The 19,640-nt window shown below is 68.7% G+C and carries 22 protein-coding genes and 1 tRNA gene; 13 read left to right on the top strand and 10 right to left on the bottom strand.

Annotated features, from left to right (window positions below; genetic code table 11):
• The first annotated feature begins 57 nt into the window (after positions 1-57).
• The 6 genes from GIY56_RS07170 to GIY56_RS07145 all read left to right on the top strand — a co-directional run bounded on the left by GIY56_RS07170 (position 58) and on the right by GIY56_RS07145 (position 5,135).
• Entirely contained in the window at positions 58-1,182 is a 1,125-nt protein-coding gene (locus tag GIY56_RS07170) for an SPOR domain-containing protein (protein ID WP_154764133.1), read from the top strand.
• Positions 1,182-2,171: a beta-N-acetylhexosaminidase gene (nagZ, locus tag GIY56_RS07165; protein WP_154764132.1), complete on the top strand. Its 990-nt coding sequence runs from the start codon at positions 1,182-1,184 to the stop codon at positions 2,169-2,171. Before GIY56_RS07170 ends, nagZ begins: the two co-directional genes overlap by 1 nt.
• 132 nt (positions 2,172-2,303) lie before the next feature.
• Positions 2,304-3,125: a segregation and condensation protein A gene (locus GIY56_RS07160; protein WP_328288472.1), complete on the top strand. Its 822-nt coding sequence runs from the start codon at positions 2,304-2,306 to the stop codon at positions 3,123-3,125.
• Positions 3,122-3,787: an SMC-Scp complex subunit ScpB gene (scpB, locus tag GIY56_RS07155; protein WP_407946957.1), complete on the top strand. Its 666-nt coding sequence runs from the start codon at positions 3,122-3,124 to the stop codon at positions 3,785-3,787. Before GIY56_RS07160 ends, scpB begins: the two co-directional genes overlap by 4 nt.
• A 4-nt stretch (positions 3,788-3,791) precedes the next feature.
• Positions 3,792-3,995, top strand: a complete 204-nt coding sequence (locus GIY56_RS07150) for a hypothetical protein (RefSeq protein ID WP_154764131.1) — start codon at positions 3,792-3,794, stop codon at positions 3,993-3,995.
• Positions 3,996-4,034: 39 nt separating this feature from the next.
• Positions 4,035-5,135 (top strand): THUMP domain-containing class I SAM-dependent RNA methyltransferase, encoded by a 1,101-nt coding sequence (locus tag GIY56_RS07145; RefSeq protein ID WP_154764130.1) that lies wholly within the window; start codon positions 4,035-4,037, stop codon positions 5,133-5,135.
• 128 nt (positions 5,136-5,263) lie between these two features.
• On the opposite strand, the gene GIY56_RS07140 is transcribed toward GIY56_RS07145, so the two are convergent.
• From GIY56_RS07140 to ihfA, 4 genes are all read right to left on the bottom strand, one after another.
• Complete coding sequence (locus tag GIY56_RS07140; RefSeq protein ID WP_154764129.1) at positions 5,264-6,331, bottom strand: 2'-deoxycytidine 5'-triphosphate deaminase; 1,068 nt, start codon at positions 6,329-6,331, stop codon at positions 5,264-5,266.
• Between the two features lie 57 nt (positions 6,332-6,388).
• Positions 6,389-6,466: transfer RNA gene (locus GIY56_RS07135), tRNA-Pro, on the bottom strand.
• 79 nt (positions 6,467-6,545) lie between these two features.
• Positions 6,546-7,088, bottom strand: a complete 543-nt coding sequence (locus GIY56_RS07130) for a MerR family transcriptional regulator (RefSeq protein WP_154764128.1) — start codon at positions 7,086-7,088, stop codon at positions 6,546-6,548.
• Positions 7,089-7,105: 17 nt separating this feature from the next.
• Positions 7,106-7,408 carry an integration host factor subunit alpha gene (ihfA, locus tag GIY56_RS07125; protein ID WP_103173462.1) on the bottom strand — a complete coding sequence of 101 codons (303 nt, stop codon included), beginning with the start codon at positions 7,406-7,408 and terminating at the stop codon, positions 7,106-7,108.
• 146 nt (positions 7,409-7,554) lie between these two features.
• Here ihfA and GIY56_RS07120 point away from each other — a divergent pair, with 146 nt between their 5' ends.
• Positions 7,555-7,833: a DksA/TraR family C4-type zinc finger protein gene (locus GIY56_RS07120; protein WP_154764127.1), complete on the top strand. Its 279-nt coding sequence runs from the start codon at positions 7,555-7,557 to the stop codon at positions 7,831-7,833.
• Positions 7,834-7,836: 3 nt separating this feature from the next.
• Here the strand turns inward: GIY56_RS07120 and GIY56_RS07115 are convergent, their stop codons facing one another.
• From GIY56_RS07115 to GIY56_RS07100, 4 genes are all read right to left on the bottom strand, one after another.
• Positions 7,837-8,811, bottom strand: coding sequence for a beta-ketoacyl-ACP synthase III (locus GIY56_RS07115; protein WP_328288471.1), 975 nt, complete (start codon positions 8,809-8,811; stop codon positions 7,837-7,839).
• A complete protein-coding gene (plsX, locus tag GIY56_RS07110; RefSeq protein ID WP_154764126.1) occupies positions 8,808-9,908 on the bottom strand; it encodes a phosphate acyltransferase PlsX in 1,101 nt (366 codons plus the stop codon). The genes GIY56_RS07115 and plsX overlap by 4 nt, the downstream gene beginning before the upstream one ends.
• Positions 9,909-9,930: 22 nt before the next feature.
• Positions 9,931-10,137 carry a 50S ribosomal protein L32 gene (rpmF, locus tag GIY56_RS07105; RefSeq protein WP_154764125.1) on the bottom strand — a complete coding sequence of 69 codons (207 nt, stop codon included), beginning with the start codon at positions 10,135-10,137 and terminating at the stop codon, positions 9,931-9,933.
• A 235-nt stretch (positions 10,138-10,372) separates the two neighbouring features.
• The gene (locus GIY56_RS07100) at positions 10,373-10,897 is read right to left on the bottom strand and encodes a YceD family protein (protein ID WP_154764124.1); all 525 of its coding nucleotides are present in this window, start codon (positions 10,895-10,897) and stop codon (positions 10,373-10,375) included.
• Between the two features lie 147 nt (positions 10,898-11,044).
• Here GIY56_RS07100 and GIY56_RS07095 point away from each other — a divergent pair, with 147 nt between their 5' ends.
• The gene (locus GIY56_RS07095) at positions 11,045-11,494 is read left to right on the top strand and encodes an outer membrane protein assembly factor BamE (RefSeq protein WP_154764123.1); all 450 of its coding nucleotides are present in this window, start codon (positions 11,045-11,047) and stop codon (positions 11,492-11,494) included.
• Positions 11,495-11,556: 62 nt separating this feature from the next.
• Here the strand turns inward: GIY56_RS07095 and GIY56_RS07090 are convergent, their stop codons facing one another.
• Positions 11,557-12,555: a serine hydrolase domain-containing protein gene (locus tag GIY56_RS07090; protein ID WP_154764122.1), complete on the bottom strand. Its 999-nt coding sequence runs from the start codon at positions 12,553-12,555 to the stop codon at positions 11,557-11,559.
• A 120-nt stretch (positions 12,556-12,675) separates the two neighbouring features.
• Between GIY56_RS07090 and GIY56_RS07085 the strand changes: the two genes are divergently transcribed.
• The 4 genes from GIY56_RS07085 (at position 12,676) to GIY56_RS07070 (ending at position 17,478) form a co-directional block, all read left to right on the top strand.
• Complete coding sequence (locus GIY56_RS07085; RefSeq protein WP_154764121.1) at positions 12,676-13,398, top strand: SseB family protein; 723 nt, start codon at positions 12,676-12,678, stop codon at positions 13,396-13,398.
• Positions 13,399-13,447: 49 nt separating this feature from the next.
• Complete coding sequence (locus GIY56_RS07080) at positions 13,448-14,152, top strand: CDP-alcohol phosphatidyltransferase family protein (protein WP_154764120.1); 705 nt, start codon at positions 13,448-13,450, stop codon at positions 14,150-14,152.
• Positions 14,149-15,615, top strand: a complete 1,467-nt coding sequence (locus GIY56_RS07075) for an ABC transporter substrate-binding protein (RefSeq protein WP_154764119.1) — start codon at positions 14,149-14,151, stop codon at positions 15,613-15,615. Before GIY56_RS07080 ends, GIY56_RS07075 begins: the two co-directional genes overlap by 4 nt.
• A gap of 306 nt (positions 15,616-15,921) precedes the next feature.
• Positions 15,922-17,478: a 2-isopropylmalate synthase gene (locus tag GIY56_RS07070; RefSeq protein WP_154764118.1), complete on the top strand. Its 1,557-nt coding sequence runs from the start codon at positions 15,922-15,924 to the stop codon at positions 17,476-17,478.
• Between the two features lie 77 nt (positions 17,479-17,555).
• On the opposite strand, the gene GIY56_RS07065 is transcribed toward GIY56_RS07070, so the two are convergent.
• Complete coding sequence (locus GIY56_RS07065) at positions 17,556-18,404, bottom strand: glycosyltransferase (protein ID WP_196053567.1); 849 nt, start codon at positions 18,402-18,404, stop codon at positions 17,556-17,558.
• A 196-nt stretch (positions 18,405-18,600) separates the two neighbouring features.
• Here GIY56_RS07065 and GIY56_RS07060 point away from each other — a divergent pair, with 196 nt between their 5' ends.
• Positions 18,601-19,635 (top strand): rod shape-determining protein, encoded by a 1,035-nt coding sequence (locus GIY56_RS07060; protein WP_154764116.1) that lies wholly within the window; start codon positions 18,601-18,603, stop codon positions 19,633-19,635.
• Positions 19,636-19,640: the final 5 nt, after the last annotated feature.

Here is a 19,640-nt window from a genome sequence, read left to right as displayed (position 1 = left end):
GCCGGTTGGAACGGGCAGTCAAAGTTCAGGTCGGATCAACCGGCAGGCAGGCAGGCTATGGCAGTGATGGATTACCGCGAAGGCGGCTATGTGTTCTCGCGTCACAAGGTGAAGCGCGAATTCTCGTATGATCAGCGTGGCTGGGACGGCCCGGCCGGCCCTGACGGCGACGGGCAGGGCGGCGAGGGCCTGACGGCCCGCTTCGCGCGGCTGACCCATTACCTGGGGGCCGTCGCGTCCGTGGCGCTGATGGTCGGGCTGATGGTCTGGGGCTGGCAACTGGTGTCGCGCGACGTGTCGGGCGTGCCGGTGATCCGCGCCATCGTGGGCGATGCCCGCACCGCGCCCAGCGAACCCGGCGGCGAGCTGACCAACTACACCGGCTATGCCGTCAACACCGTGGCCGAGGGGGTCGAACATCAGCCGGCCCAGCAGGTCGCCATCGCCCCCGCCCCCGTGGGCCTGTCCGACGAGGACGTGGCCATGGGCCAGCTGGGCGCCACCGCCCGCGAACCTGCCACCACCTCCGAGGTTCCGCTGAGCTTTGCGGGCGATCCCATCGTGCCCCTGTCCGACAGCGAGGCCCGCGCCCTTGCCGCAGCCCAGGCCGAGGCGCAGCGCCTGGCCCTGGCCGACAGCGCCGTGCAGGACGCCACCATCATCGACGCCCCGGCCAGCGAAGGCCCCGTGAACGAGGCGCTGACCGACGAGAACGGCGCCCCCGCCCAAGCCGCCGCCATTGCCGAGGCCCTGGTCCAGGCCCAGGCCGAGGCCAATCCGGGCGTGCTGACCGCATCCACCCGGCCCACGCCGCGCCCGCGCAGCACCCGCGTGGCCTCTGCCGGGACCACCGCCACCGATGCCCGCCCCGTGGCCGCCGAAAGCCGCCCGGCGGAAACCCCGGATGCCCGCCCTGAAGCGGCCCCTGCCGTGTCGCAGGCCAGCGGCCCGCAGGTCCAGCTTGGCGCCTTCGACAGCAACGCCATCGCCGCCAGCGAATGGAACCGGCTGATGAACAAGCATGTCGTCTTTGGCGGCAAGCAGCAGGTGATCCAGCAGCACCAGTCGAACGGCCGCACCTTCTGGCGGCTGCGCGTCGCGGGCTTCGATTCGCTCTCCGAGGCACGCCAGTTCTGCGCCGCGCTGAAATCGGCGGGCACGGACTGCCTTGCCCTGAACTGATGGCCGCGAACACCACGATCCTAGGCGGCATCGCCGGGACCACGCTGACGGCGGCCGAGCGGGACTTCTTCCGCGCGGCCGACCCTTGGGGCTTCATCCTGTTCGGTCGCAATGTGGACAACCCCGACCAGCTGCGCCGCCTGACCGGCGACCTGCGCGACGCGGTGGGCCGCGATGCCGTCATCACCGTCGATCAGGAAGGCGGCCGCGTGCAGCGGTTGCGCGGCCCTCACTGGACCAACTGGCCCGCGCCGCTGGACCAGGCTGCCGCCGGGCCGCGCGCCATGTGGCTGCGCTATCACCTGATCGGGCGGGAACTGCGCGCGGTGGGGATCGACAGCAACTGCGCCCCCACGCTGGACGTGGCGCAAGCCGACACGCATCCCTTCCTGCGCAACCGCTGCCTTGGGTCCGATCCCGAAACCGTCGCCACGCTGGGCCGGGCCGCCGCCGACGGGATGCTGGCCGCGGGCGTCCTGCCGGTGATGAAGCACATGCCGGGCCATGGCCGCGCCATTGCCGACAGCCACCACGGCCTGCCCACCGTCATGGCCCCGGAAGCCGATCTGGACACCATGGACTTCGCCCCGTTCCGCGCCCTGCGTAACCTGCCGATGGGCATGACCGCGCACATCCGCTTCACCGCGCTGGACGACGCGCCCGCCACGGCATCGCCCCGGATGATCGGGCTGATCCGAGACCGCATCGGCTTCGACGGGCTCTTGATGACCGACGACATCACCATGAATGCGCTGTCCGGGACCGAACCCGAACGCGCGGCGGCTTCCATCGCCGCGGGCTGCGACCTGGTGCTGCATTGCAACGGCACCATCGCGGACATGGAGCCGGTGGTCGCCGCCGCTGGTCCCATGACCCCTGATGCGCAACGCCGCGCCGCCGCCGCCCTGGCGCAACGCCGCGCCCAGCAGGATCTGGACCCGCGCGCGCTGATGGCCGAATGGCGCAGCCTGACGACCGCCATCGCCTGACGCTTCTTCTTCACGAAAATATCCTCAGGGGGAGTCCCGCAGGGACGGGGGCGGAACGCCCCCTGCGACGCCGCCCGCTTGACTCCGCCCGGGGCAGGGCCGACTCTGCCGGTCCGCTACCCAAGGACTCCCGTGACCCGCCCCGCATCCCCCATCCCCCACCTGCGCGCCGTTCCCGACGCCGAGACCGTCGCGCAGCGCCGCGCGGACGAGGCGCTGATCGTCGATGTGGATGGCTATGAAGGCCCGCTCGATCTGCTGCTGACGCTGGCGCGGGTGCAGAAGGTCGATCTGATGAAGATCTCGGTCCTGCATCTGGCCGAGCAATACCTGGCCTTTGTCGAACAGGCCCGCGCGCTGCGGATCGAACTGGCCGCCGATTACCTGGTCATGGCGGCCTGGCTGGCCTTCCTGAAATCCCGCCTGCTGCTGCCCCCCGATCCCACCGTCGAAGGCCCCACGGCCGCGGACATGGCCGCCCACCTGGCCTTCCAGCTGGAGCGGCTGGAGGCCATGCGGCAGGCAGCGGCGCAGCTGATGGGGCGCGACCGGCTGGGGATCAGCCGGTTTGCGCGCGGCACGCCCGAAGCCGTGGCCCGGACGCGGCGCACGGAATGGCAGGCGGGGCTGATCGACCTGATGCGCGCCTATGCCCGGCTGAAGACGCGCGGCGAGTTCCGCCCCTATGCCTTCGACCGGCGCGATGTCTTCACGATGGAGCAGGCGCTGGACCGCCTGCGCGGCATGATCGGCTATGTCGGCGACTGGACGGATCTGTCCGATTTCCTGCCCGAAGGCTGGGACGCCAGGGGCGCGCGCCGCCGCTCGGCCACGGCGGCGACCTTCGCCGCCTCGCTGGAGCTTGCGCGCCAGGGCCGGATCGAGATACGGCAACCAGGCGCCTTCGCGCCCATCAGCTTTCGCCGCAAACCCCCGACACTCGACCAGCCGTGACCGATCAAGCCCCCCAGACCATCGCGCCCGACCTTCCCCCGTCCCTGGCCGAGCAGGAGCGGATGGTCGAGGCGATCCTGTTCGCATCGGGCAGGCCGCTGACCGCGCGCGACCTGGCCGACCGCCTGCCCCCGGGCTGCGACCCGGCCGAGGCGCTGGCGGGCTTGCGGCGCGCCTATGCCGGGCGGGGCGTGGTGCTGGAACGGATCGGCGACGGTTACGCCTTTCGCACGGCGCCGGATCTGTCCTTCCTGATGCAGGCGGAAACGGTGGAACAGCGCCGCCTGTCGCGCGCGGCCATCGAGACGCTGGCCATCATCGCCTATCACCAGCCCGTCACCCGGACCGAGATCGAGGAGATCCGGGGCGTGGCCGTGTCGCGCGGCACGCTGGACCAGCTGATCGAGATGGACTGGGTCCGCATCGGTCGCCGCCGGATGACCCCCGGGCGGCCCGCGACCTTCGTGGTGACGGAAACCTTCCTGGATCATTTCGGCCTGGAATCCGCCCGCGACCTGCCGGGACTGGCCGAGTTGCGCGCGGCGGGCCTGCTGGAAGCGCGTCCGCCGGCCGAAGGCTTGCGCGTTCCCCTTGCCTTGGGGGGCGAGGATGACGATATGCCGGCGACTGCATCCGCAACCGATTTCTTCAAGGACGATTGATCCCATGAGCCTCAATTCCATCATCAACACCCTGACCCGCATGGTTTCCCGCCGCGCCATGAACTGGGGCATCAACAAGGGCATCGACCGGGTCGCGAAAAGCGGCGGCAAGCCCGCCCAGGTTTCGGCCAAGCAGGCAAAGGACATGCGCATGGCGGTCAAGCGCGCCCGCCAGGCCGCCCGGCTGACCCGCCGCATCGGGCGCTGACCGCTCGCCTTTGCCGCGCGCCCGCGATAGGGCTGCGCGATGGATGAGAGATTCGAGATTTTCCTGGTGGCGACGCCGGGGCTGGAAGCACCCCTGGCCGCCGAGGCAGCGGCCTTGGGCTGGCAGCCGGTCGTGCAGCCCGGCGGCGTGACCATCACCGGCGGCTGGCCGGACGTGTGGCGCGCGAACCTGTGGCTGCGCGGGGCCACGCGGGTGCTTGCGCGCGTGGGGCAGTTCCGCGCGCTGCACCTGGCGCAACTGGACAAGCGGGCGCGCAAGTTTCCCTGGGCTACAGTCCTGCGGCGGGACGTGCCGGTGCGGGTGGAAACCACCTGCAAGGCCAGCCGCATCTATCACGCGGGCGCGGCAACCCAGCGGATCGAGCGCGCCATTGCCGAGGAACTGGGCGCGCCGGTTGCCCCCGATGCCGCCCTGGTGGTCAAGGTGCGGATCGAGGATGACTTGGTCACCCTCAGCCTGGATACGACGGGCGAATCGCTGCACAAGCGCGGCCACAAGGAAGCCGTCGCCAAGGCCCCCATGCGCGAGACGATGGCCGCGATGTTCCTGCGCGAAATGGGATTTGACGGCAGCCAGCCGGTGCTGGATCCGATGTGCGGGTCGGGCACCTTCGTGATCGAGGCCGCCGAGATCGCCGCGGACCTGGCGCCGGGCCGCAGCCGCGGCTTCGGGTTCCAGCAGCTTGCCGGCTTCGATGCTGCCGCCTGGGAGGCCATGCGCGCGGCTGCCACGCCGCGCCCCGCGCCCGCCCAGTTCTTCGGCAGCGACCGCGACGCGGGCGCCATCCGCATGAGCCAGGCGAATGCCGAACGGGCAGGGGTGGCGGCGCTGACCCGCTTCGACTGCCGCGCCATCGGCGATCTTGCGCGCCCCGACGGGCCGCCCGGCATCGTTATCGTGAACCCGCCTTATGGCGCGCGGATCGGCAACAAGGGGCCGCTGTTCGGGCTGCACGCGGCCATGGGGGCGGTGTTCAAGGAACGTCTGGGGGGCTGGCGCGTGGGGATCGTGACCAGCGAGGGTGCCTTGGCGAAGGCGACCGGGCTGCCGCTGGAGTCGGGACCGGTCGTTGCCCATGGCGGGCTGAAGGTCCGGCTGTGGCGGACGGGGCCGTTGTAGCGCCCCAAGGCCGGGTGTTTCACACCCCCGCTCGGGCCTGCCGGCCCCTTCTTCGCTGAAAAAGGTCCACTGGACCTTTTTCCGGGCGCTTCGAAGCCCCGAGGATATTTGGGCAAAGATGAAAGAGCCTAGCGGAATTGCTTGGCGAGCTTCAGGCCCTGCCCCTGGTAGTTCGACTTGATGCCCGCGCCGTAAAGCTGGTCGGGGCGCGCGGCCATGCGTTCATAAACCAGGCGGCCCACGACCTGGCCGTGTTCCAGGACAAAGGGCGCCTCGTGGCAGCGGACCTCCAGCACGCCGCGCGCGCCGGTGCCTGCGGTGCCGATGCCGAAGCCCGGATCGAAGAAGCCCGCGTAATGGACGCGGAATTCGCCCACCATCGCCAGATAAGGGGCCATTTCCGCCGCATAGTCCGCCGGAATCGCCACCGATTCGCGGCTGACGAGGATGTAGAACGCGCCCGGGTCCAGGATCAGGCGGCCTTCGGTCGTGCGCAACTCGTCCCAGAAATCGCGCGCGTCATAGGCGCCGATCCGGTCCAGGTCGATCACCCCGCTGTGGGGCCGGGCGCGATAGCCGACCAGATCGCCGCCCGCCGGTTTCAGATCGACCGAGAAGCCAAGGCCGTTGTCGATCAGCGCCTCGCCGCCCACCAGCGGTTCGCGGGCGTTCAGGTCGCGCAGTTCCCCGTCCGACAGCACCGCCTGGCCCTGCCGCAGCCGCAACTGGTTCAGCCGCATTCCGGGGCGCACCAGGACTGAAAAGCTGCGCGGGCAGATCTCGGCATACAATGGACCGTCATAGCCCTCGGGCAGGCGGTCGAATTCGGTCCCGCCGTCGGCCACAAGGCGCGTCAGCAGATCCAGCCTGCCGGTCGAGGACTTGGCGTTCGCCACCGCCGTCAGCCCGGCGTGCAGGGACAGCCGTTCCATCAGGGGGACCAGATACACGCAGCCGCGCTCCAGCACCGCCCCGCCGGTCAAATCCATCTGATGCATCTGCACGTCGGCCAGCCGGTCCATCACCCGTTGCCCGCGCCCTGCCAGGAAGCTGGCGCGCAACCGATAGGCGACGGTCCCAAGCCGCAGGTCCAGGCTGGCGGGCTGGATCTGTTCGGGGATGATCGCGGGATCGGCGGAAATCGCGCCGGTCCGGATCAGGTCGCGGATGCCGCTGTCGGGAAGAACGCCGTTCATGCCGGTCCTTGTGATGCGAAAACGCCCACCCCCGCAAGGGGATGGGCGTTTTCGGAATGGTCGGGCCGGAGAGATTCGAACTCTCGGCCTTCCGCCCCCCAGACGGACGCGCTAACCAGACTGCGCCACGGCCCGACGCGCACCGTATAGAGCGATCCGGCGGCGCTGCACAAGGGCCGCAATGCGGAAATCTGCGCCTTGTCCGCCGGGAATGTCAGCAAATCCGCGCCAGGGCGTCGCGCAGTCGTGCCAGCGTCTCTTGCTGCCGGGGCGCGGCGGCATCCGTGGGCCGCAGATCGCGCAGCCGGGCGTTCATGGCGACCACATCGGCCAGCCATCCCGACAGCGGCACCTTGTCCGGCAGCGTCCTGCGGCGGCGGTGGCGCGACCTTGGGCCATGGGGCATCACGTCGGCCTCGTCCTCGAGGCTGTCGATCTCGGGCAGGGGTTCGGCGGCCTCGTCGATGTCGGCAAGGCCGGCCAGCCGTTCCAGCCCGCGTTCGCGCACGGTGGCGCCGCGGTCGCGGGCCAGCAGCTTCTTTGCGCCCCGGATCGTCAGCCCCTCGTCGCGCAGGACGGTGCAAAGGCCCGCGGCCAGACGCACGTCCTCGGGGCGGTAATAGCGCCGCCCGTCGGGGCGCTTCATCGGTTTCAGCAGCGGAAACTGGGTTTCCCAATAGCGCAGGACATGGGGTGCCACGCCCAGAAGCCTTGCGACCTCGCCAATCGACCGGAATGCGTCTGCGCCTTTCGTCATTCAGTCCGAACCGCCCCTCAGCCCTTGTTCCCGGCCGCCACGCGGTCCTTCATCAGATGCGAGGGGCGGAAGGACAGCACGCGGCGCGGAGTGATGGGCACTTCCTCGCCCGTCTTGGGGTTGCGGCCGATGCGTTCGTTCTTGTCGCGCAGGCTGAAGGTGCCGAAGGAGGAGATCTTCACCTGCTCGCCCCTGACCAGCGCGTTCGAGATATGTTCAAGCACCGATTCCACCAGCTGGGCGGATTCGTGGCGTGACAGGCCGACATCCCGAAAAACGGCCTCTGCGAGATCCATCCGAGTCAGCGTCTTGTCACTCATGACTTTTCCCCTTTGATTTCACAAGGATGGTGGCAATTCTTCCGCCTGTCAACGAGAAGCGCGCCTTTTCGTTCCGGCGGGAAAGGGGCGGGCGTTGCAAAAGGCGTCCCGGGTCCTATCTTTCCGCTGAACCGAGGGAGAGGAAAATGGCCGGAGGATGGGCGCGCGACGACGCGGTGAACGACCAGATCGAGATCAGCACGGCCGAGGCCGTGGCCCGCGCCCGCCTGCGCGCCGGACAGGCCAGGGCGGTCCGGGAAAGCGCGCTGACCTGCATCGACTGCGACGAACCCATCCCCGAAGCGCGGCGCAAGGCCCTGCCGGGGGTGCAACTGTGCGTGGGGTGTCAGGCTGACCGCGACCGGGCTTATCGCCCGGCGGCGGGCATCAACCGGCGCGGCAGCAAGGATTCTCAGTTGAAATAGGGCCTACCAGCGCAGGACCACGGAACCCCAGCTGAGACCGCCGCCGATCGCCTCGGTCAGGATCACGTCGCCGGGGGCGAAGCGGCCCTGGCTGTCGGCGACCGACAGGGCCAGCGGGATCGAAGCCGCCGAGGTGTTGCCGTGATCGGCCACCGTCAGGATCACCTTGTCCATGGGCAGGCCCATCTTTTGCGCCGTCGCCGTGATGATGCGGGCGTTGGCCTGGTGGGGGACCAGCCAGTCCACCTGCGCGGGGGTCAGCCCGGCCTTGTCCAGCGCGACATGCGCGGTCTTGGCCAGCTTTTCGACGGCGTGGCGGAAGACAAGGTTGCCCTGCATCCGCAACTGCCCCGCCGTGCCGGTGGTGGACACGCCGCCATCGACATACAGCAGTTCGCGATACTGGCCGTCGCTGTTGAGGTCGCTGGCCAGGATCCCCCGGTCGTCGCTGGTCCCGGCGCCGTCCTGGCCTTCCAGAACGACCGCCCCGGCCCCGTCGCCGAACAGCACGCAGGTGCCGCGGTCCGTCCAGTCCATGATGCGCGAGAAGGTCTCGGACCCGATGACCAGGACGCGCCTGGCCATGCCGGCGCGAATCATCGCGTCCGCATTGGCCAGGGCGAAGACGAAGCCCGCGCAGACGGCCTGCACGTCATAGGCAAAGCCATGGGTCATCCCCAACCCATACTGGATCATCGTGGCCGAGGCGGGAAAGGTATGGTCGGGGGTCGAGGTCGCGAGCACGATCCCGTCGATGTCGTCGGGCCGCAGCCCCGCCTTGTCCAGCGCCGCCCGCGCGGCGCGCAGGCCCATGTCGCTGGTGGCCTGTCCTTCGGCCGCGAAATGCCGCCGCTCGATCCCGGTGCGGGACCGGATCCAGTCGTCGGTGGTGTCCAGCCGCTCCTCGAACCAGCTGTTCGGGACCACGCGGTCGGGCAGGTAATGGCCGGTGCCGCGCACCACCGAACGCAGCGTCACGATGCGGCCTCGGCGCCCGGGGCGCTGGCGGCGGCCTGGGCCACGCGCGCGGCCAGCCGGTCCTGGAAGCCCGATTTCGCCAGCGTGAAGGCCAGCTTGATCGCCGCCGACACGCCCGTCGCGTCGGCCGAGCCATGCGACTTGATCACCGTGCCGTTCAGGCCCAGGAAAATCCCGCCGTTCACGCGGCGCGGGTCGATCCGCGTCTGCAGGCGCTTGAGTGAGGTCATCGCCAGCACGGCGGCAAACTTGGACATGATGGAATTCGCGAAGGCGTCCTTCAGCAGGGTGCCGACCAGCTTGGCCGTGCCCTCGCCGGTCTTCAAGGCGATGTTGCCGGTGAAACCGTCCGTCACGATCACATCCACGCGCGCCGAGGGCAGGTCGCCGCCTTCGACAAAGCCCACATACTCGAACTGGCCCGCATCGGCGGCGGCCGCCAGCATGTCCTGGGCCTGCTTCAGTTCGGCCCGGCCCTTGTGTTCCTCGGTTCCCACGTTCAGCAACCCGACGCGGGGCCGGGTCAGCCCCAGGCCGTTGCGCCCGTAGGAGGCGCCCATCAGCGCATATTGCAGCAGGTCATGCGCATCGGCGCGGATGTCGGCGCCCACGTCCAGCATGATGTTGAAGCCCTGCGGGTTCAGCGACGGCCACAAGCAGGCGATGGCGGGGCGGTTCACGCCCGGCAGCCTGCGCAGGCGCAGCATCGACAGCGCCATCAGCGCCCCGGTGTTGCCGCAGCTGACGGCGGCCCCGGCCTCGCCCGTCTTGACCGATTCGAGGGCCGACCACATCGAGGTGCCGTCGCCCTTGCGCACGATCTGGCTGGGCTTGTCGTCCATGGTGACGACACCGCCTGCGTGGCGGATGTCGCAGCGTCCGGCAAGCGCCTTCCTGCGGCCGACAAGGCGGCGAAGCTCTGCCTCGTCGCCATGCACGATGAACCGGATCTGGGGGTTCTTGGCCGCGCTTTCGGCCATGCCCGCGACAACCGCCGCAGGGCCGCGATCGCCGCCCATGGCATCGACCGATATGACAACGCTGCCCCCGTGGTCAGGGGCAGGGGCTGCGGCTTGAGTCACGTCACGGTCGGTCATCTGGCGCGGATGCCAAGCCCGATCAGGCCGCGTCGTCGTCCAGGTCGGTCGTGTTCGCCTGCGCCACGACTTCGCGGTCGGCATAATGGCCGCAGGACGGGCAGACGTGGTGCGGACGCTTCAGCTCTCCGCAGTTCGAGCATTCGTTCGGATTGCCGGCGACCAGGGCATCGTGGGCGCGGCGCATGTTCCGGCGGGACCGGGTAACGCGATTCTGAGGGACAGCCATGTCACAACCTCGGGTTTGTAGGGGGTGCGACGCGCAGGCGTTCTTGCGCACCCTTTGGGATGGAATTCGTAAATGAACCGCGCAGATACGCCATGACGGCCCCGCCCGCAACCCCTTGCGGCGGGTCGGACAGGGCTAATTGCACCTGCGCGCGCCGTTTCCGCCAGCGCCAGGCACGCCGCCCCGTCGAAAACCCCGCGCCCTGTGGCAGGGGCGCAACGCCCGGGGGAATCGCCTAGTCCGCGTCCGGCTTGCGCAGCAGCTTGTCCAGATCCGCGAAGGGGCGGCGGGTGTCGGGGGCGGGATCGGCAGGCGGCGCGTCGAAGGCCACCCCTTCGGCACGGGGGTATTCGGGCAGGGCGAGCGCCAGTTCCTCGATCATCACGGCGGCCAGGTCGATGAACTGGCCCAGGGGTTCCAGCGTGTCGTCCGGCATCTCGATCTCGTCGCCCTCGGGCGCGGTCAGGTGGGGCGAATAATGACGCTCGACCGCCTCGTCCAGGGTGGTCCTGACCGGCTTCAGCGTCACCACGCAAGGCTGGACGACGCGGGCGCGCAACCGGCCCTTCAGCGCCCAGGCCTCGCCCCCCTCGGCCCGGATCTCGCCCTCGAAGGACAGCTTCGACAGGCCGTCGATGCCCAGCTCGGCCGCGATGGCGGCGCAGCGGTCGGCATCGGGCGCCAGGGAAAAGGGATTGGGCGCGCGCGGGTTCAGATGGGCGACGCGCAGGCGTTCCGGCTGCGGGGATGGGCTGGTCATGGGGGCCTCGAGGGTCGTGGCGGCGGGACGTTGCCGATGGTATGAGGGGCGGCAAACCCGCGACGGGATTGTCATTCTTGAGCGCGGTGCCCGAGTTTGCTAAGCCGGGCGGGCCGCGTCAACAGGCCCTTGCAAAGGAAAGACGGAATGACAGCCATCCGGCATCTCATGGTTTTGGCTTTCGTGGCCGTTCTTGGCCTTGCCGCCTGCACGCCGGTGTATCGCAACCACGGCTTCATCCCCGCGCCCGAGGACTTGTCGCAGGTCGTCGTCGGCCAGACCACCGTGGACGAGCTTCAGGGGCTGATCGGCCGCCCCTCGGCGCAGGGCCTGCTGACCGGCTCGGGCTGGTATTACGTGGGATCCCGCTGGCGCCACTATGGCGCGCTGGAGCCGAGCGAGGTCAGCCGCGAGGTCGTGGCCGTGTCCTTTGCCCCCGACGGCGTGGTCAGCAATGTCGAACGCTTCGGGCTGGAGCGGGGCCGCGTCGTCACCCTGTCGCGCCGCGTGACCGAGGGCAGCGTGACCGAGATCTCGCTGATCGGGCAGTTGCTGGGCAACCTGGGCAACATCCAGGCGGGCGATTTTATCGACTGACGTGGGGTGCGTGCTTGCACGCACCAAAAGCGGCGCATCACAGGTGCGTGCAAGCACGCACCCTACAGGGTTTGCACGATGCGGTCGGCCAGCCCGTGCAGGTCGTTGCGATACCCCGTCCGCGCCGAGGGCTGGTCGGGGTCCGAGGTCATGGCGATGGCCGCTGCGGGATGCCGCCCGGCCGCCGGAAAGACATAGATCATCTGCCCGCCGTAACCCCAGCCGTATCGCACCGGACGCCCGCTGGCCTCGCCGATGAACCAGCCATAGCCGTAGCCCTGCCCGCTGAAGATCGAGGCGGTGCGCGGCTGCCAGCTTTGCTCGATCCAGTCGGCGGGCACGACCTGCCGCCCGCCCGCGCGGCCGCCGTCCGCGTAGACCGCGCCGAAGGCCAGCAGGGACCGCGTGCTCATCGCCATCTGGTTGCCGCCCAGATGGATGCCCTGGGGATCGCGCTCCCATCCCGTGATGCGGAAACCGGGCACCGCGCCCAGCCAGTCGCGCGCCAGATCCAGCGTGGACCGGCCCGTCACCCGCGTCAGGATCGCCGACACCAGATGCGTCGAGGCCGTCGAATACTGCATCCGCCCGCCCGGATCCTGGGTGAAGGGCGCGGCCAGGGCGGCGCGCACCCAGTTGCGGCTGCTGACCCATGCCCCGTAGTTCGCGCCCGACTGCCGCTCCAGCCCCGCCTGCATGGACAAGAGGTTGCCCAGCGTCACCCGCGCCAGCCGGGGGTCGGGATCGGCGGGCAGATCGTCCCGCAGGATCGGGGCAATGGGTTGGTCAGGACCGTCCAGCACGCCCCGGTCGATGGCGATGCCTGCCAGGGCCGAGATGATCGACTTCGAGGCCGACTTGATGTTGGTGGGGCTGTCGGGGGTGAAGCGGCCATAGCCTTTGGCGGCGATTTCCGCGCCATCGTGCCAGACGGCAACGGCGCGCAGGTTTTCGAGGCGCGCGGCCTCGTCCAGGATCGGGGTCAGGCCCGCCTGCGCCAAGGCGGGCGCGGCAAGCAGCGGGGACAGGCTGGCGGTCAGCAAAAGGGCGCGTCGGTTCATGGGGGGAATATGGGCGCGCAGGGCACCCCGAAGGAATCACGCTTGCGTCAGCTTGGACTTGTCCGGGGAACGCGGCGCCATTAGGGCAGGACCACGCTCTTTTCCGCGAAAGGCCCCGCCATGACCGCGCTTGACGACCTTGCCCCCCGTCCCTTCCACGACGCCGACGCGCCCCAACGCGCGCGGATGCTGTCGCGGCTGGCAGATACCGAACTGGCCGTGGCCCTGGTCGCGGAACCTGCGGGCGACCGGGTGGAACTGCGCATCTTCCCGCTGGAAACCGGTCCCGTGGCATTGGCCTGCGATACCGAGGACCGGCTGGCGGGCTTCTTCGGCGGACCCACCGCCTATGCGGCGATGCCGGGGCGGGTGCTGGCGGGCCTGCTGAAATCCGAAGGCGCGGGGCTGCTGGTCAATCCGGGCAAGGCGTCGGAAATGCTGCTGGATGCCGCGATGCTGGACTGGCTGACCGGGGCGCTGTCCGCCGCGCCCCAGGCGACGGATGCCCGCCTGCGCCTGACCCCGCCCGCCCCCGCCGTGGTCACGGCCTTGGCGCAGCCCCTGGCCGAACGCCTGGGCGACATGCGCGGCCTCATCGCCGGGGCGGCGCTGGCCGGGACAGGGGACGCTCACGTGGTCCTGGTCGCGGGCGCCGATCCCGCCCATCAGCCCGCCATCGCCAAGGCCCTGGCCGAGGCGCTGGCCTTCCTGCCCCCGCAGCCCGGCGGCGTCGATGTCAGCTTCACCGACGCGGCCCTGCCCGCGGGCGTGCTGCGCTTCGACCTGACGGTCGAGGAACCCGCGCCCCAGCCACGCCCCAAAGGCCCGCCGATCCTGCGTTGACCCGCCAAGCACGGTTGCGTGATCGCCGCCAAGCTGCCAGAACCGGCCCATGAAGACACAACACAAAGCCCTGTCCGTCCACCTGCTGACCGCCACTGGCGCGGTGCTGTCGATGCTGGCGATGCTCGCCGCGGTCGAGGGCAAGTGGTCGCTGATGTTCCTGTGGCTGGTCGTGGCCCTGGTCGTCGATGGCATCGACGGTCCCCTGGCGCGGCGCTATGATGTCAAGATCCATTCGCCGAACTATGACGGCGTGCTGATGGACCTGATCATCGACTATCTGACCTATGTGTTCATCCCGGCCTATGCGCTGTTCAAGTCGGGGCTGCTGTCCGGCTGGACCGGCTGGTTCGCGATCATCGTGATCGTCTATGGCAGCGTGATCTATTTCGCGGACACGCGGATGAAGACCAGGGACAATTCGTTTTCCGGCTTTCCGGGCTGCTGGAACATGGTGGTGCTGGTCCTGTTCGCGACCGACCCGCACTGGACGGTGATCCTGACGATCATCGTCGCGCTGACGGTGGCGATGTTTTTGCCGATCAAGTTCATCCACCCCGTGCGTACCGAACGCTGGCGGGCGATTTCCCTGCCCATCGCGATCCTGTGGTGCGTCTTCGCCGCCCGCGCGGCCTGGGTCGATTTCCATCCCGACAGCTGGGCCAACTGGGGCCTGGTCGTGACATCCCTGTGGCTGATGCTGGCAGGGGCCGCGCAGCAACTGATGCCCGAACGCCAAGGGGGACGCCCATGATCCATGCCCTGAAACCCCTGGCCGCGCTGCTGCTGCTGGCGCTGCCCGCCGCGGCGCAGGACGCCATCACGTTGGGGCTGGTGCTGGAACCCCCGAACCTGGACCCCACCGGCGGCGCGGCGGCGGCGACCGACGAGGTCGTCTATGCCAATGTCTTCGAGGGCCTGACCCGCTTCGGCCCGAACGGTGCCATCGAGCCTGCCCTGGCCGAACGCTGGGATGTCGAGGACGAGGGCCGCGCCTATGTCTTTCACCTGCAGGACGGCGTGACCTTCCACGACGGCGCGGCCTTCGATGCCGGCGACGTGGCCTTCACCCTGGACCGCGCCCGGGCGCCCGATTCCACCAATGCCCAGAAGGTGCTGTTCCAGGGGATCGAATCCGTCGAGGCCCTGGACCCCCTGACCGTCCGCGTGACCTTGAAGGCCCCCGACGGCAATTTCCCCTTCAAGATGGCCTGGGGCGATGCGGTGATGCTGGACCCGGCCAGTGCGGACGGCCTTACCACCAACCCCGTCGGCACCGGTCCGTTCCGGTTCGACCGCTGGGTGCAGGGCGACCGGATCGTGCTGCGGGCCTTTGACGGCTATTGGGGCGACAAGCCCGCGCTGCAAACCGCGACCTTCCGCTTCATCCCCGACCCTTCGGCGGCCTTCGCGGCGATGATGGCGGGGGACGTGGACGCCTTTCCGAACTTCCCTGCGCCCGAGACCTTGCCGCAGTTGCAGGCCGATCCGCGCTTCAAGGTGATCGTCGGCACGACCGAGGGCGAGACCATCCTGGCCATGAACAATGCTCGCGCGCCGCTGGACAATCCCAAGGTGCGCCAGGCCATCGCCCACGCGATCAACCGGTCCGACATCATCGACGGCGCGATGTTCGGATACGGCACCCCCATCGGCAGCCATTTCGCCCCCCATCACCCCGATTACGTCGATCTGACCGGCCTGTCGGCCCATGATCCCGAAAAGGCCAAGGCCCTGCTGGCCGAGGCCGGGGTCGGTCCCGTCACCCTGCGCCTCGCGCTGCCGCCCACGCCCTATGCCCGGCGCGGGGGCGAGATCATCCAGGCGCAACTGGCCGCCGTCGGCATCGGGACCCGGATCACCAACATGGAATGGGCGCAATGGCTGGAAACGGTCTTCAAGGGCGGCGATTTCGACCTGACCGTGATCAGCCATACCGAACCCCTGGACATCGACATCTATGCCCGCCCCGACTACTATTTCCATTACGCCCGGCCCGAGTTCGTGGCGCTGATGGACCGCTTGCAGGCGGCGGTGACGCCGCAGCAGCGCAGCGATCTTTACCGGCAGGCGCAGGAGATGATCGCGGGCGACTACGTCAACGCCTTCCTGTTCCAGCTTGCCAAGACCGGCGTGGCGGATGCCCGGATCGAAGGCTTGTGGGAAAACGCGCCCACCCAGGCCAATGACCTGACGAAGGTGCGGTGGGTTCCGTAGGGTGCGTGCTTGCACGCACCACGTGTCAGGCTGTCCGCAACCCCGGTGCGTGCAAGCACGCACCCTACGGACGGCAGCCATGATGATTCCCCCTTTTCAACGCCGCGTCACGGCGGCATAGTCCGCGCCATGACCCGGATGCTGGACATTCCCGTTGCCCCGACCGCGCCCCGTGGCGCGCGGCTGGCCGTGACCCTCCGCGGTCCCCTGCTTCTTACGCTGCGCTGAGCGGGTCTTCCGGGCCGCCGCTCAGCCAGGACGTGCCCGGGTATCCCCGCAAACAGACCCCGTAAGAAAGCATCCCCCATGTCCGACAAGAACCGCGTCGTCATTTTCGACACCACGCTCCGCGACGGCGAACAATCGCCCGGCGCCACCATGTCCCACGCCGAAAAGCTGGAAATCGCGTCCATGCTGGACGAGATGGGCGTGGACATCATCGAGGCGGGCTTCCCCATCGCATCCGAAGGCGATTTCGCCGCCGTCAGCGCCATCGCCAAGCAGGCGCAGAACGCGGTGATCTGCGGGTTGGCCCGCGCGCAAATCCCCGACATCGACCGCTGCTGGGAGGCGGTCAGGCACGCGAAGCGCCCGCGCATCCACACCTTCATCGGCACCTCGCCCTTGCACCGGGCGATCCCGAACCTGGACATGGACCAGATGGCGGAACGGATCGAACAGACCGTGACCCACGCCCGCAACCTGTGCGACAACGTGCAATGGTCGCCCATGGACGCGACGCGGACCGAACACGATTACCTGTGCCGCGTGGTGGAAATCGCCATCAAGGCGGGCGCCACCACGATCAACATCCCCGACACCGTGGGCTATACCGCGCCGCGCGAATCGGCCGACCTGATCCGCATGTTGCTGGAGCGCGTGCCGGGCGCGGACAACGTGATCTTCGCCACCCATTGCCACAACGACCTGGGGATGGCCACCGCCAACGCGCTGGCCGCCGTGGAAGCCGGCGCGCGCCAGATCGAATGCACGATCAACGGCCTGGGCGAACGCGCCGGCAATACCGCGCTGGAGGAGGTGGTGATGGCGCTGAAGGTGCGCCACGACATCATGCCCTATGATACCGGCATCGACACCACCAGGATCATGGGCATCTCGCGCCGCGTGGCGCAGGTTTCAGGCTTTCCGGTCCAGTTCAACAAGGCCATCGTCGGCAAGAACGCCTTTCTGCACGAATCCGGCATCCACCAGGACGGCGTGCTGAAGAACGTCGAGACGTTCGAGATCATGCGCCCCGCCGACATCGGCCTGAACGAAACCAACATCGCCATGGGCAAGCATTCGGGCCGCGCCGCGCTGCGCGCCAAGCTGGCCGACCTGGGATACGAGGTCGGCGACAACCAGCTGAAGGACATCTTCGTGCGGTTCAAGGCTTTGGCTGACCGCAAGAAGGAAGTCTATGACGAAGACATCGTGGCCTTGGTCCAGGACGCCTCGGCCAATACCGGCGACGATTTCCTGCAGGTCAAGCACCTGCGCGTCGTCTGCGGCAGCGACGGGCAGTCGGCGGACCTGACGATGATCGTCGATGGTCAGGAACAGAGCGTCCACGCCACGGGCGACGGCCCGGTTGATGCCTGCTTCAATGCCGTGAAGCAGATCTTCCCGCACAACGCCACGCTGAAGCTGTATCAGGTCCATGCCGTGACCGAAGGCACCGACGCGCAGGCCACCGTGTCCGTGCGGATGGAGGAGGACGGCCGCATCGTGAACGGCCAGGCCTCCGACACCGACACGATCCTGGCATCCGTCAAGGCCTATGTCGGCGCGCTGAACCACCTGATCGTGCGCCGCACCCGCGCGGGCCGCGACGGCAAGGAAATCAGCATGTATTCGCACTGACTCGGCCCCGTAGGGTGGGGTTTCACCCCACCACTTCCTTGGCGGCAGGCCGGTAAAGGTTGGGGTGGAACCCCACCCTACTCCGGTCTGCCGATCGCTCGGCCCAACTGCCCCCAGTCCATCCCCGACAGGAACGGGAAATCGGCCGCCACCGCCTTGCGGAACTCCTCGGGCGGCAGCGGATCATAGCCCCAGGGAATGCCCGGAACGCCGCGCCGGGCGGAATCGGCCATGTCCCATCGCGTCACGAAATGACCCATCGCGTCGGGTTCGGTGATCGAGATCATCCGGCGCGGCAGGTCGAAATGGTTGAAGGCAAAGATCGACCGTCCCGGCTCGGTCAGGCGCACGGCCAAGGCGGCCCCGGTAAAGGGACGCCGGGTCTTCCAGAAGCTTGGGGGCTCGGTCCCATAGCAGATGACGCTGAGACCGCGCGGAAAGCTGAGCGCATAGCGCGGCAGCCCCTGCACGCCCCGTTCGATCCGGCGCAGGTTGGCCACGAAATCGGGGGCCACCGCGTCGTCGTCGTCCAGGCGGAATTGCAGGGCGGGACGGTCCGATTCCCTGGCCGCTTGCAGCAGGGTGGGGCGCAGCGCCTGGCCCGCGTCCGTTTCCGCCGTCACCAGCAATTCGACCTGCGGTATCCTCTCGCACAAGGCCTCGAGCCGTTGCAGATGGCTGGCGGGCAACCGGGTCGAGGTCAGCACCAGAAACCGGAAATCCCGGTCGGTCTGCGCCGCGATCGAGGCCAGGCAGATGCGTTCCAGCGTGAACAGCCGCCGCATCATCCGGTCGGGGTGGAACAGCCATTCCGCCTGTTCGTCCAGCCGCGCGGCGTCATGGGCGTCGGGGCGGCGCATCCCCACCCAATCCCCCCGGCCCAGGAAGGCGAACCGGCAGATGCCGATGATCTGGCTTTCTTTCAACGGCTTCGTCCTTGTCGGCTGCACGGGCGGCAGGGAAATGCTGGCCCCGGCCGCCGCGAAGGATCGGGGCTTTCGTGGCGGGGTCAACCCTTTTATATGAGGGGCTGCGGTCAGACGGCGATTCCGGCGGGCGGCGACTCTCATGGGCGACAGAAACGGGCTAAGCCGGAACGAACCGGTGCGAAAGGATACGGGCATGGCATTCGGCGGGTTGTTTTCGACCGACATCGCAATCGACTTGGGCACGGCGAACACGCTGATCTATGTCAAGGGCAAGGGCATCATCCTGAACGAGCCTTCGGTCGTGGCCTATCACGTCAAGGACGGCAAGCGGCAGGTCCTGGCCGTGGGCGAGGACGCCAAGCTGATGCTGGGCCGCACGCCGGGGTCCATCGAGGCGATCCGGCCCATGCGCGAAGGCGTCATCGCCGATTTCGACAGCGCCGAACAGATGATCAAGCACTTCATCAAGAAGGTGTTCAAGCGCACCTCGTTCTCCAAGCCCAAGGTCATCGTCTGCGTGCCCCATGGCGCGACCCCCGTCGAAAAGCGCGCCATCCGCCAGTCGGTCCTGTCCGCGGGCGCCCGCAAGGCGGGGCTGATCGCGGAACCCATTGCCGCGGCCATCGGCGCGGGGATGCCCATCACCGAACCCACCGGCAGCATGGTCGTGGACATCGGCGGCGGCACGACCGAGGTGGCGGTCCTGTCCCTGGGGGACGTGGTCTATGCCCGGTCCGTCCGCATCGGCGGGGATCGGATGGACGAGGCGATCATCAATTACCTGCGCCGCAACCAGAACATGCTGATCGGCGAAAGCACCGCCGAACGCGTCAAGACCTCCATCGGCACGGCGCGGATGCCCGACGACGGGCGCGGCGCCACGATCATGGTGCGCGGCCGCGACCTGCTGAACGGCATTCCCAAGGAGATCGAGATCAGCCAGGCCATGGTGGCCGAGGCGCTGGCCGAACCCATGCAGGCCATCTGCGAGGCCGTGATGGTCGCGCTGGAAGCCACGCCGCCGGATCTGGCCGCCGACATCGTGGACCGCGGCGTGATCCTGACGGGCGGCGGCGCGATGCTGGGCGACCTGGATCTGGCGCTGCGCGAACAGACGGGCCTGTCCATCACTCTGGCCGACCAGCCGATGAACTGCGTGGCGCTTGGCACCGGCAAGGCGCTGGAATACGAAAAGCAGCTGCGCCACGTCATCGACTACGACAGCTGAAAGGC

It is taken from the genome of Paracoccus lichenicola (assembly GCF_009708075.1).
In the GTDB taxonomy this organism is placed as follows: domain Bacteria; phylum Pseudomonadota; class Alphaproteobacteria; order Rhodobacterales; family Rhodobacteraceae; genus Paracoccus; species Paracoccus lichenicola.
This window is presented reverse-complemented; position numbering and strand designations above follow the sequence as displayed.